This window comes from Pseudaminobacter soli (ex Li et al. 2025) (assembly GCF_029892515.1).
Taxonomy (GTDB): domain Bacteria; phylum Pseudomonadota; class Alphaproteobacteria; order Rhizobiales; family Rhizobiaceae; genus Pseudaminobacter; species Pseudaminobacter soli_A.
The window spans coordinates 93597-106370 of the sequence record NZ_JARXVF010000004.1 but is presented as its reverse complement, the minus strand read 5'-3'; the positions used below and the strand labels follow the sequence as shown (position 1 = coordinate 106370).

Below are 12774 nucleotides of genomic sequence, written 5' to 3'. Positions count from 1 at the left end.
CTGCGGAAGTCCAGCCGATGACGACCGACGTTTCGAAGCCAGCAACCACGCAACGCCCAACCATGAGGCAGCGCATCCGCAACAGCGACGTGTGGTGGTCCTTCACGCACAGCAAATCCGCAATGGTTGCTGCCGTGATCCTGGCAGTGCTCGTGCTTGCGGCGGTCTTTGCGCCCCTTATCGCGCCGCAGAACCCATATGATGCCGCACAACTCGATATGTGGAAGGCCGAACTGCCGCCGATCTGGGAACAGGGCAGCGAGTGGCCCTACCTGCTCGGCACCGACACGCAAGGGCGCGACATGCTGTCGACTATCCTCTACGGCACGCGCATCTCTGTTGTGATAGGCCTCGCCTCGGTAGCGCTGTCGCTGGTGATCGGCTTGACGGCTGGTCTCTGCGCCGGCTTTTTCGGGGGCTATATCGACAATATCCTGATGCGTCTGGGTGATATCACCCTGTCGATCCCGACTATCCTGATTGCGATCCTGGTGTCCACGGTCGTGAGGCAGCTTCTTCCAAGCGAACTTCGCGAGATCGGCGCCTCCGCCGTGTTGGTTCTGGCAATCGCGTCGTCGTCCTGGGTGCAGTATGCCCGCACAGTGCGCGCCCAGACCATCGTCGAGCGCAGCAAGGAGTACGTCCAGGCGGCAAGGCTGCTCAAGGTGCCGTCCCGCCGGATCCTGGCCTACCACATCCTGCCGAACACGCTGACGCCTGTGCTGGTCGCCGCCACTCTGAACTTCGGCATGGCTATCCTGACCGAAGCAACGCTGTCTTTCCTCGGCATCGGCATGCCGCCGGGGCAACCGTCATTGGGAACGCTGATCCGTATCGGCAATCAGTTTCTGTTCTCTGGCTCATGGTGGATCGTGCTCTTTCCCGTGATCCAGCTCTGCCTGCTCGTGGTCGTCGTCAATGTGCTGGGCGACTGGCTGCGCGACGTACTCAATCCGAAACTGAGGTAAGCGCTATGACCAACCTTTTGCTCCGCAACGTGCGGCCCAATGGCGGGACGAACAGCGATCTGTTGATCCGGGACGGCCGCATTGCTGGAATAGGCCGTTTCGAAGCCGAACCCGGAATGGCGGTTGAGGACGGAAACGGTGCCATTGCTGTTCCTGGGCTGATCGATGCCCATACGCATCTCGATAAGACGACCTGGGGCATGCCCTGGCACGAAAACAACCGCCGTGCCGTGCTGCGCGAGCGGATCGACTTTGAGCGCGAGAACCGCACGGCGCTCGGCATCGATCCGCACCGTCAGTCGATGCGGCACGCGATCGGCCTGGCTGCCCACGGCGCGACCCATATCCGCAGCCATGTCGACATCGACCCGGTCCATCGCCTTGCAATCGTCGATGGCGTGATGGAGACGCGCGAGAAGCTCAAGGGCATCATCGATATCGAGATCGTGGCTTTCCCGCAGTCTGGCGTGATGGTGATGCCCGGCACGCTGGAACTGCTCGACGAGGCACTGAGTCAGGGCTGCGAGGTGCTGGGCGGTATCGATCCCTGTGGCATCGACCGCGATCCCAAGGGCCAGCTGGACGCGATCTTCGCGCTTGCTGTGAAGCACCAGTGCCCGATCGACATCCACCTGCATGAAACGGGTGATCTCGGCGCCTTCACCATGGAACTAATGTTTGAGCGCATCCGCGCCAACGGCATGGAAGGCAAGGTCGCGATCAGCCACGCCTTTGCGCTTGGCATGAACGACTTTCTGCGTGTCGGCCATCTGATCGAGCAGATCGCCGAGCTCGATGTTGCGATCCTGACCACGGGCGCGCCATCGGCCGCCGTGCCGTCAATCATGCGTCTCAAGCAGGCCGGCATCCGCGTCGGTGCCGGCTGCGACGGCATCCGCGATACTTGGGGGCCGTGGGGGCAGCCCGACATGCTCGACCGCGCCAAGATCGTGGGCATGAAGAACGGCCTGCGTTCGGACATCGAGCTTGAGCATGTGCTGCATATCGTTTCACAGGGAGGTGCTGACGTCATGCGCCTCGAAGGCTATGGCCTGGTCGATGGCTGCAATGCGGACCTGACCCTGCTGACGGGCGAGACCCTTGCTCACGCGGTCGTCGACGTCGCACCGCGCCCGCTGGTTATCAAGGGCGGCCGTGTCACCGCGCGCAACGGTCAGGCAGTGGTGGAAATGCCATGACACGACAGGTTCTCGATACGCTCGAACTCGGCAAGCGTCCCGAAGGCCGCACACTGATCTCAGCCGCTTGGGTGCTCGGCCATCGCGATGGTGGACACCGGCTGGTCTCCAATGGCCAGCTTGTCATCGACGGAGGCGAAGTGATCTATGTGGGCGCCGAATTTCCCGGCGAGGTCGCCCGCCGCATCGATTTCGGCAATGCTCTGATTAGCCCGGGATTCATCGATCTCGACGCGCTGTCGGATCTCGACACCACCATTCTCGGCATCGACCATCATCCAGGCTGGGCCAAGGGTAGGGTATGGCCGCGCTCATACGTCGAGGCTGGTCCCTACGAGATGTATTCGCAGGAGGAACTCGCTTTTCAGAAGCGGTTCGCCTTCGGGCAGCTTCTCCTGAACGGCATCACCACAGCGGCCCCCATCGCTTCTCTCTTCTATCGCGAGTGGGGCGAAACGGTCGCCGAATTCGATGCCGCAGCCGACGCCGCCGGTGATTTGGGCCTGCGCGTCTATCTCAGCCCGGCCTATCGCGCCGGCGGCATGGTGCTCGAGGCACCTGGCCGCATGGTGCCCGTGTTCGACGAACAGCGCGGCTTGGCCGGCCTGCGTGAGGCCGTCGACTATATCGGCCGGCAGACGGGCCGCCATGGCGACTTGGTGCGTGGCCTCCTGGTGCCGGATCGTGTTGAGACCTGTACCGGGGAGCTTCTTCGCCAGACGCAAGCCGCGGCTGAAGAACTCTGCTGTAAGATCCGCCTGCACATGGCGCAGGGATCGATGGAAGTTGACACCGTGCGCAAGCTGCACGGCTCGACGGCACCGGTGTGGCTGGCGCGCGCTGGTCTGCTCAGCGACCGACTGATCGCGCCGCACGCCACCAACGCCACCGAGGAAGACCTTGAACTCTACGCCGCCAACGATGTGTCGATCGTGCATTGTCCGCTGGTCTCGGCCCGCGGCGGCAGCACGCTCAACTCGTTCTCAAAGTGCCGTGAACGCGGCATCAACATCGCGATGGGTACGGATACGGCACCGGCCGACATGCTGATGAACCTGCTCGTCGGCCTGATTACCTGCCGCATCAACGACCAGGCGCCCGATCGCGTGCGCTCTGCCGACCTATTCGACGCGGCAACGCTCGGCGGCGCCAAGGCGCTCGGTCGCGGCGATATCGGCCGGCTCGCGCCGGGCGCTCGCGCCGATATCGCCGTGTTCGGGCTCGATGATGCAGTGATGGCCCCGTCCATCGACCCGATCACTACTTTGGTGACGGGCGGCTCGGGCAAGGTCACGCAGGCGGTTTTCGTCGACGGCCGCCTGTCGATGCGCTTCGGCGAGGTCGCCGGCATCGACATGAAGGCTGCGCGACAGCGCGCCCAGAGGCAGTTCGATGGCCTGATCGCCAAATATCCGGATCGCAGTTGGGGTCATCCGCCAGTGTCGGATCTATTCCCGCCAAGCTATCCGATCGAAGGCAACGCCAATGGCTGAAGCCGAGAAAGCGGTGCTTGAGGTTCGCAACCTCAAGGTTGAGTTCCCCGGCCGTCGCGGGGTTGCGACGGCGTTGTCCGAGGTTAGCCTGTCGATCCGCGCCGGCGAGATTCTTGGGGTCGTCGGAGAGTCGGGCGCTGGCAAGTCGATGACCGGTCTGGCGATCCAGGGGCTGCTGGAAAGGCCTGGCCGCATCGCGGAAGGCGAGATCTGGCTCGGCGATCGTCGGATCGACAAGCTGGATGACCGAGCGATGGAAAAGATCCGGGGCCGCGAGATCGGCGCGATCTTCCAGGACCCGCTGACCTCACTCAATCCACTGTTCACCGTCGGTTCGCAGCTGACCGAGACCATCCGCCAGCACCTCGGCATGGGCAAGGCGGAAGCCAGGGCACGCGCGATTTCGTTGCTGAAGGATGTCGGTATTCCCTCACCTGCGGATCGCATCGACCAGTACCCGCATCAATTCTCCGGTGGCATGCGGCAACGCGTGGTCATCGCGCTGGCGCTTGCGGCCTCGCCGAAACTGATCATTGCAGACGAGCCCACTACCGCACTCGACGTTTCCATTCAGGCCCAGATCACCTCGCTCCTTCGTAAGCTCTGTAAGGAACAGCAGACGGCGGTGATGTTGGTGACGCACGACATGGGCGTCATCGCCGAGACGGCCGACAGGATCGCCGTCATGTATGCCGGGCGCCTCGTCGAGATCGGACCGGTCGACCAGGTGTTGCACGCACCCCAGCATCCCTACACGCGCGGCTTGATGGCTTCGATACCGGCGCTTGGCGCCCGGGTGGAGCGGCTCAACCAGATTGACGGATCGATGCCACGGCTTGACGCTATCCCTGACGGTTGCGCCTTCAACCCGCGTTGCAAGCAGGTCGGCCCCCGCTGCCGGCGCGAGCGCCCGAACTTGGTGTCAGCTGGCGCCGGGAGCTCTGCATGCTGGATGAATGCCGGAGGAACCGCATGACCACGATGTTCGTGCAAAAGACGCATGCTCTCCGCGTCGAGGGGCTCATCAAGACATTCGACGTGTCCGCTCCATGGCTCAACCGTCTGGTCGAGCGCAAGCCACGCCGATACCTCCAGGCCGTCAGCGATATCAGCTTCGAGGTGCCGCTAGGCGGTTGCCTCAGCCTTGTCGGCGAAAGCGGCTGCGGCAAGTCCACCGTTGCCCGCCTGGTGACCGGGCTCTATAGCGCCAACAGCGGCAAGATGCAGTTTGCATCGGGCCCGGACGGCAAGCCGCTGTCCGCCCAGATGATCTTCCAGGACCCCTATGCCTCTCTGAACCCGCGCTGGCGGGTCAAGAACATCATTGCTGAGCCGATACGCGAATTGAAGCTGCGCAAGTCGGCGGCCGAGGTAAACGAGCGCGTGGTGGAGCTGCTGAAGACCGTGGGGCTGTCGGCTTCGGACGGCGAGAAGTTTCCGCACGAATTCTCGGGCGGACAGCGGCAGCGCATCTCGATTGCACGCGCGCTGGCGAGCGAACCGCGCTTCCTGGTCTGCGACGAGCCGACCTCGGCCCTCGACGTCTCGGTGCAGGCCCAGGTGCTTAACCTGATGCGGCGGCTGCAGGACGAGTTCGGTCTGACCTATCTCTTCATCAGCCATGACATGAGCGTGGTCCGGCACATGTCTGATCGCATCGCTGTCATGTATCTCGGCCGCATCGTCGAGGAAGGCGACACCGAGGAACTGTTTGCTCGGCCGCGCCATCCCTACACGCGGCTGCTACTGCAGACGATCCCCAACATCGAGAAGCCGCACCGGGACCGGGTCGTCGCCGGCGGTGAGGTGCCAAGTCCGCTCAAGCCGCCGTCAGGCTGCCCGTTCCACCCGCGCTGCCCGAGCGCCACGGCGCGTTGTTCGGCCGAACTGCCTCAGGTGCGCACGCTGGCCAGCGGAACGCGGGTTGCCTGCCATCTGGTGCAAGAGGACTGAAGATGTCGCCCGGATTACGCCAGCGCGGCTCTGAGGTCATGGGATATGTCGCGCACCTCTCTCAAGTCGAGTTCCGACTCCACATGCTCGAGATGATGCTCCATCAGCGCCGCCGCTCGCTTGAGATTACCATTGGCAATATGCTCGACGATTTCTGCGTGCTCGTCCGGTCCGCAGTTGAAGCGGGCCGTGTTGCGATAGACAGCCGTGATCAAAGAAGTGCGCGAGATCAGGTCGCGCATCATGCCGAAGAGGAAGTCGGAGCCGGAGATCTCCGCGAGAAGCAGATGGAAGCCGCCGGAAAGCTTGATGATATCGGTAGTATGATCTGCAGCACTGGCAGCCCGCTCCTGCTCGACATGGTTGCGCAGGCGCGTGACGTCGGCCTTCGAGATCGAGGTGCCGATGCGCTCGACCACGCAGGCCTCGACCGCACGGCGGACGGCAAAAACGTCCTTGGCCTCGTCGACCGACGGCTGGCAGACGAAAGCACCGCGATTGGGAATGATCGTCACCAGTCCTTCGCGCTCAAGCGCCGTGAGGGCTTGGCGAACGCGCGCACGGCTGACGTCGAAAATCGCCGCCATCTGCCCTTCCTTGAGCTGGACGCCAGGGCGCAGCCGGCGCTCGGCAATAGAAAGCCAGACTTTTTCGACAATCTGCTGCGTCGATACACTTGCTTGTTCGGACATGAAACTACGTCTCCCGCACCGGCCGACAATCGTCATGCACAACGAAAAGTCAACATTGATATAGGTTACCTGAATCGTGGTTTGATAACAATTTTATTTAAAATTGTGTACCAAGCGAAACGGAATTGAGAGGATCATGGAGTTCGATTTTACGAAGCTGGATACGGACAGCCGCTATCGACTGCTGACCAATTTCATAGGTCCGCGGCCGATTGCGCTCGTCACGACCCGTTCGGCCGGCGGGCAGCGCAATGCCGCGCCGATGAGCTTCTTCAACGTGTTTTCGCATGAACCACCGATCGTTGTGCTCGGCATCCAACCGCGTCTGTCCGGGGAGGACAAGGACACGGTCGCCAATATCCGCCGCACTGGAGAGTTCGTTGTCAATATGGTCGACATGGCGCTTTCCCAGCAGATGCTGATCTGCGGCCTGGCATTCGACAGCGAAGTTGATGAGCTAGAGATGGCGAAGCTGCCGACCACTCGCGGTGCAAAGATCGACGTCGATTACGTCAGCAATGCACCCTGTTCCTTCGAATGCCGCGTCGAGCGACTGATCGAATACCCGCGTCGTGTTCTGGTGCTGGGCGAAGTCGTCCATATGCATGTCCGTCGGGACTGTCTCGACGAAGGTGCGCGCTACGTCAATCCCGAGATCTACCAGCCGATCGCGCGGCTTCATGCGGACAACTACATAACTTCCGATCGCCAGTTCGTGCTCAAGGCGCCGGCGATCGCGGATGTTCTCAAGGCAACTCAAACCGGCGACTAGGATCCAGCAAATTGCATATCCGCCTGATCAATCCGAATTCAACGGCTTCGATGACCAGCCAAGCGCTGGAAAGTGCGCTACGTGTGGCGAGCGCTGGAACGCGAGTAACAGCTGTCAATCCGACGTGTTCACCAGTCAGCATCGAGGGCAGCCTTGATGAAGCGCTGGCGGTGCCGGACATGCTGTCCGAGATCCGCAAGGGTGAAGAACAGAACGTCGATGCCTATGTCATCGCCTGCTTCGATGACCCCGGCCTGCATGCAGCCCGCGAGGTGGCAAGGGGGCCGGTGATCGGCATCTGCCAGGCGGCGGTTCAGGTTGCAATGACCATCAGCCGGCGCTTCTCGGTCGTCACCACGCTGCCCCGTTCCGTGCCGATCATCGAAGACATCGTCCAGGCCTATGGGGCCGGGCATCACTGCCGCGCCGTGCGCGCGATCGATCTGCCTGTTCTTGGCCTCGAGGAGGACCCTGATACGGCGGAACGTCTGCTGATCGAGGCCATCGAGCGTGCCAAGGTCGAAGACCGGGCCGAGACGATCATTCTCGGCTGCGCCGGCATGTCGCGCCTGTGCGAGCGCCTGACGGAAGTGACGGGTGTTCCGGTTATCGATGGGGTGACCGCCGCTCTCAAGATCGCCGAGGCGCTGGTCGGCGCTGGCTACTCGACCTCGAAAGTCAACGGTTACAACTATCCGCGCCAGAAGGGGCAGGGGACTGCTTCTGTCCAACGTGAGTGCCTGGTGGCCAACGGCTAGACTCTTTGCGCCCCAGGGACCGAATTGCGGTCCCAGGCCTGCCGCTCCTGCTCTCGGTCCGCCCCGGATTTCTGGTGGCGGACCGAACTCAATCCGGTGGGTTGAATTTACACTACGGGGGGTGCCGGCGGCACAATCGGCTCGTCGAACGTGCGACTGAGCTTGCCCCAGCCGGGGTCATGCATATGCGCCTGCAGGCCCGCCCGTTCGACCAGCGCCTGCGCTTCCTTTTCGCCGAAATCGAGCGCCTCTTCGACGTTGGCCGTCAACACCCTGCCGCCATCCATCAGAATCTTGCCGTCGACGATCACGGTTTCGACGTCGCTTCCAAGCGCCTGCTGAACCAGCCGGTGAACCACCATCCAGTTGGGGGTGAGGTGTGGCTGGCGCATGTTGATGATGGCGATGTCGGCCTTTTTGCCGATCTCGAGCGAGCCTATCTCGTGGTCCATGCCGAGAGCTCTGGCCGCATCGATCGTGATCATCTCGAACACCTTGCCGGGCGGCAGCAGATAGCGGTCGTGGTTGTGCAGCAGATGCTGCGTGTACTGTGCAAGACGGGCCGTCTGCAGCATGTCGAAGTGACGGCTTGGGGATACGCCATCTGTGGTGATGGCTACCGGAACGCCTCTGGCGATCATATTGAGGACGGGGGTCGAGCGGCCGGGGGGCGCATGGGTAACATATGTGCCTGTCTCGGCAAGGATGTCGATTTCCTCGTGGGAGATCCCCCAGCAATGCTGGAGATGGACATCCGGGCCGAGGATTGCGTTCTCCTTGTCCTGGAAGGCCATCCGGATCTGGCCGGCGAAGGCGTCGGAATGGATGCGCACGCCCCACTTGCGCGCGGTCTCGCGGATGCGCCTCGCCTGCATGCGGTCGTTGTCGGTCAACTTCACTGCCTGGTCGGGCGTCGACGCGTTGGACGGGTCGAGCGAGGGCACGATGGTGAAAGGCGTGAGGAACACCTTGATGCGCCCGCCAGCGCTCCCATCCAATTCCTGGATAGTCGCCTCGGCGCCCTCGATCATTTGCTCGAACGAGACATGGCGCCGCTCCGGCTTGCCGCTTTCCCAACGGGTCACCGGATGCGGCCAGGGCAGCCCCGCCGGCCCGACACAGATGATTTCCCGGAGCCCGATCTCGCCATAGGCCTTCGCATGGTTGCTTGCGAAGACTGGGTCGTCGCTCCTCGGCATCGACGAAATTATGCTGACGCCCGTAGTGACGCCGGCGCGAAGCCGCTCGAGGCCTGCTACCAGCCCGTCCGCATACCAGTAATCTCGGGTCGTATAGTGATAGTAGGTAGGCGTTACGATCTGCATCCACAGGGAATTGGTATCCGACGCGATGCTGCGGATCAGAACGTGTCCGGCGTGGCCGTGAGCATCGATGAGCCCAGGGATGATGAGCTTGCCCCGGCAATCGACGACCTTCTTGTCCTGGTGCTTGGGCTCAAGATCGCTTGCGGAGCCAATGTCGACAATCCTGTCGCCGGATATGGCAATCGCCCCGTCCTCGATGATCCTCCGGTCGGGATCGACGGTCACGATCACCCCATGAAGCAATAGCAGTCCGCTCACGCGTTTCTCCTCCCATTCCAAGGCCAGGCGCCGCAGGTCGAACACTTGCGGGGCCGTTGTCAGCCTTATCCATAGGATCCATCTTGCTATGCGTGTACGCAATTTACGTCAACAATATTGTTGACAATCGCGATGTGCGACCTGATGGTGGAGGAGAATTTCGGGAAGAGGAACCCTGGGAGTTGACATGTCTCTATTGAAAAAAATCATTCTCGGCGCCGTCGCCGCAATCGCCATCTCCGCGCCGGCCAGCGCGGAAACCCTGCGTTGGGGCGGTCGCGCCGACATCTACTCGCTTGATCCGGACTCGATCGCTTCGACGTTCAACCTGTCGTTCCTCAATCATATCTATGAGGGCCTGGTCCGCTACGACGCGAACTTCAAGATCGAGCCGGCGCTGGCGACCGAGTGGAAGCTCATCGATAACAAGGTCTGGCGCTTCACCCTGCGCAAGGGCGTAAAGTTCCACAATGGCGCGGACTTCACCGCCGATGACGTGATCGCCTCGCTCAACCGCGTCACCGATCCGACCTCGCCGCTGCGCGGTAACATTCCGCTCTACGTCAGCAGCAAGAAGGTCGATGACTATACAGTCGACGTCGAAGTGTCGGCGCCGACTTCGCTGTTCCTCAATGACATGACGAACATCTTCATGTTCAGCGCGAAATGGCTGAAGGACAACAACACCGAAATGCCTACCGCCGTCGATACGAAGACGGAGGGCTATGCGACGCACAACACCAACGGCACTGGCCCGTTCAAGCTGGAGAGCCGCGTGGCGGACAGCAAGACCGTGCTGGTTGTCAACGACGCCTGGTGGGACGAGAAGAAGCACAATCTCGACCGCATCGAGTACATGCCAATCGCCTCAGCGGCGACGCGCGTCGCAGCGCTTCTGTCGGGTGAAGTCGACCTCGTCGATTCCGCACCGATCCAGGATTTGCCCCGTCTCGAAAGCTCGCCGGGCCTGTCAGTCCTGAAGAAGCAGGAGTTCCGCACAGTCTTCATCGGCTTCAACCGCAAGGAAAAGCTGGAAGACGGACGCGCCAATCCGTTCAACGACGTGCGTGTTCGTGAAGCGGTGGAAGCCGCGATCGACCGCGACCTGATCAACGCCAAGGTGATGCGCGGGCTGGCCCGTCCGTCCGGCTCGCTGATTGCCCCGGAAATCTCGGGCTACGCCAAGTCGCTCGACACATACAGCAAGGCCGATCCGGAACGCGCCAAGAAGCTGCTCGCCGAGGCTGGCCAGGAAGGCCTGAAGTTCACCTACATGTGCTCCAACGACGAGAGCATCAACGAGGAGGACTTCTGCGCCGGCATCGCAAACATGCTGAAGCGCGCCGGCTTCGACGTCTCGATCGACATCGCGCCGCGCGCCGTCCAGTCGCCGAAGCGCACGCAGGGCAAGGCCGACATGTTCAACCTGAGCTGGGCCAACGAGCCGACGCTCGACGCCTACTCGATCCTGGCCCAGGTGCTGTCCACCAAGAACGACAAGGTCGGTGTGTCGAACTATGGCGGATGGTCCTATCCGGAGCTGGACAAGTTGGTTGCACAGTCGGTGCAGGAGCCTGACAGCGCAAAGCGCCTGAAGCTCGAGGAAGCGGCCCTCAAGATTGCCAAGGACGACACGATCCTGATCCCGCTGCACCAGCAGCCGATTGCCTGGGCCATGCAGGGCACGGTCAAGAGCGTCGACTTCCGCTCCGACAACAAGCCGCGCCACTGGCTGACACAGATGGGCAGCAAATAAGCCTGACCAAAACCATCTCCCAAGATCTGGGCGTTTCATCATCCGGTGAAGCGCCCTTTCTTTGGCCGCGTCTGCCTCCGCGCCGGCGTGGTGTCTTCAGAATGGAACAAGCGGTGATGACACGTCCTGACGAGCTGATCCTGGGCCAGCGCCCGGCTGGCCGCACCTTGATGACAGCCGACTGGCTGCTTGCCTATCATGGGGAAGGGCACTGCCTGGTGCCGCGCGGCGAAGTGGTGATAGAGGGTGGCGAGGTCATTTTCGCCGGGCGCCGGTTCGAGGGCGAGGTTGCGCGCCGCATCGATTTCGGCAGCGCGCTGATCAGCCCCGGTCTGATCGACCTCGACGCGCTCTCCGACATCGACACCTATGTGCTGGTCACCGACAACCAGCCCGGTTGGGCCAAGGGCCGGATCTGGCCGCGCTCCTATGTCGAGCGCGGGCCGTATGAGATGTATTCCCTCGAGGAGCTGGCCTTCCAGAAGAAGTTCGCCTTCGGCCTGTCGCTGCTCAACGGCGTGACGACGGCGGCACCCATCGCGTCGCTCTACTATCGCGAATGGGGCGAGACGGTTGCGGAATTCGACGCAGCGGCCGATGCCGCCGGTGAGCTCGGCCTGCGCGTCTTCCTCAGCCCCGCTTATCGCTCTGGCGGAATGGTGCTGGAAGCGCCAGGCAAGATAGTGCCTGACTTCGACGAGGTGAGGGGACTTGCCGGGATTGATGACGCGATCGCCTTCATTGAGCGCCAGCATGGCCGCCACGGCGGGCTGGTCAACGGCATGCTGGCGCCAGACCGCGTCGAGACCTGCACGCTGGAAGTTCTGCAGCGGACGATGGCCGCTGCGCGCGACCTCGACTGCCGGGTTCGGCTGCACATGGCGCAGGGCAAGCTCGAGCTTGAAACCATGTACAAGCTGCACGGTGTTTCGGGGCCACGCTGGATGGCCGACCATGGCCTGCTCAGCGAACGGCTGATCACTCCACACGGCACTCATGCCTCGGTTGAAGACTTGCAGCTCTATTCCGACGCCGGCGTCTCCATCGCGCATTCGCCGCTGGTGTCGGCGCGCATGGGCAGCACGCTCAACTCCTTCGCCTCGTGCAGGAAGCTCGGCATCAATATCGGCATGGCGACCGATACGTCGCCGCCCGACATGCTGATGAATTTGCTCATGGGGCTGGTCGCTTGCCGCATTAGCGAGAAGGCTTCGGATGCCGTGCTGAGCAAGGACCTCTATGACGCGGCGACGCTGGGCGGGGCAATTGCGTTGGGTCGCAGCGATATCGGGCGTCTTACGGCTGGCGCCAAGGCGGACATTGCCGTGTTCCGCCTCGATGATCCCTATATGACGCCGACTATCGATCCCATCACCACTCTGGTCCTGGGCGGCTCCGGCAAGGTCACGCAGGCGGTGTTCGTGGACGGGCGGTTGTCGATGCTCGATGGCGATCTCGCCGGCTTCGACATCCGGGCCGCGCGAGAGCAGGCGCAGCGGCAGTTCGAGGGCCTGATCGCCAAATATCCCGACAGAAGCTGGCAACACCCTGCGGTGTCGGAGATATTCAAGCCGAGCTACCCCATCCTCGACTGAGCAGG

The 12774-nt window shown here is 62.4% G+C and carries 11 protein-coding genes; 9 read left to right on the top strand and 2 right to left on the bottom strand.

Annotated features, from left to right (window positions below):
• The first annotated feature begins 17 nt into the window (after positions 1 to 17).
• From M2281_RS18180 to M2281_RS18160, 5 genes are read left to right on the top strand one after another with little or no spacing between them, the layout of a single operon-like run.
• Entirely contained in the window at positions 18 to 968 is a 951-nt protein-coding gene (locus M2281_RS18180) for an ABC transporter permease (RefSeq protein ID WP_280822596.1), read from the top strand.
• A 5-nt stretch (positions 969 to 973) separates the two neighbouring features.
• Positions 974 to 2167: an amidohydrolase family protein gene (locus M2281_RS18175; RefSeq protein WP_280822595.1), complete on the top strand. Its 1194-nt coding sequence runs from the start codon at positions 974 to 976 to the stop codon at positions 2165 to 2167.
• The gene (locus tag M2281_RS18170; protein WP_280822594.1) at positions 2164 to 3660 is read left to right on the top strand and encodes an amidohydrolase family protein; all 1497 of its coding nucleotides are present in this window, start codon (positions 2164 to 2166) and stop codon (positions 3658 to 3660) included. The genes M2281_RS18175 and M2281_RS18170 overlap by 4 nt, the downstream gene beginning before the upstream one ends.
• The gene (locus M2281_RS18165; RefSeq protein ID WP_280822593.1) at positions 3653 to 4636 is read left to right on the top strand and encodes an ABC transporter ATP-binding protein; all 984 of its coding nucleotides are present in this window, start codon (positions 3653 to 3655) and stop codon (positions 4634 to 4636) included. Before M2281_RS18170 ends, M2281_RS18165 begins: the two co-directional genes overlap by 8 nt.
• Positions 4633 to 5613 (top strand): ABC transporter ATP-binding protein, encoded by a 981-nt coding sequence (locus tag M2281_RS18160; protein ID WP_280822592.1) that lies wholly within the window; start codon positions 4633 to 4635, stop codon positions 5611 to 5613. Before M2281_RS18165 ends, M2281_RS18160 begins: the two co-directional genes overlap by 4 nt.
• 14 nt (positions 5614 to 5627) lie before the next feature.
• On the opposite strand, the gene M2281_RS18155 is transcribed toward M2281_RS18160, so the two are convergent.
• Complete coding sequence (locus M2281_RS18155; RefSeq protein ID WP_280822591.1) at positions 5628 to 6305, bottom strand: GntR family transcriptional regulator; 678 nt, start codon at positions 6303 to 6305, stop codon at positions 5628 to 5630.
• 136 nt (positions 6306 to 6441) lie between these two features.
• Here M2281_RS18155 and M2281_RS18150 point away from each other — a divergent pair, with 136 nt between their 5' ends.
• Positions 6442 to 7077, top strand: a complete 636-nt coding sequence (locus M2281_RS18150) for a flavin reductase family protein (RefSeq protein ID WP_280822590.1) — start codon at positions 6442 to 6444, stop codon at positions 7075 to 7077.
• Positions 7078 to 7088: 11 nt separating this feature from the next.
• On the top strand, positions 7089 to 7835 hold the full coding sequence (locus M2281_RS18145) for an aspartate/glutamate racemase family protein (RefSeq protein WP_280822589.1): 747 nt from the start codon (positions 7089 to 7091) through the stop codon (positions 7833 to 7835).
• Positions 7836 to 7942: 107 nt separating this feature from the next.
• Here the strand turns inward: M2281_RS18145 and M2281_RS18140 are convergent, their stop codons facing one another.
• Complete coding sequence (locus M2281_RS18140) at positions 7943 to 9418, bottom strand: amidohydrolase family protein (RefSeq protein ID WP_280822588.1); 1476 nt, start codon at positions 9416 to 9418, stop codon at positions 7943 to 7945.
• A gap of 187 nt (positions 9419 to 9605) precedes the next feature.
• Here M2281_RS18140 and M2281_RS18135 point away from each other — a divergent pair, with 187 nt between their 5' ends.
• Positions 9606 to 11174 carry an ABC transporter substrate-binding protein gene (locus M2281_RS18135; protein WP_280822587.1) on the top strand — a complete coding sequence of 523 codons (1569 nt, stop codon included), beginning with the start codon at positions 9606 to 9608 and terminating at the stop codon, positions 11172 to 11174.
• A gap of 116 nt (positions 11175 to 11290) precedes the next feature.
• The gene (locus tag M2281_RS18130) at positions 11291 to 12769 is read left to right on the top strand and encodes an amidohydrolase family protein (RefSeq protein WP_280822586.1); all 1479 of its coding nucleotides are present in this window, start codon (positions 11291 to 11293) and stop codon (positions 12767 to 12769) included.
• Positions 12770 to 12774 lie beyond the last annotated feature (5 nt).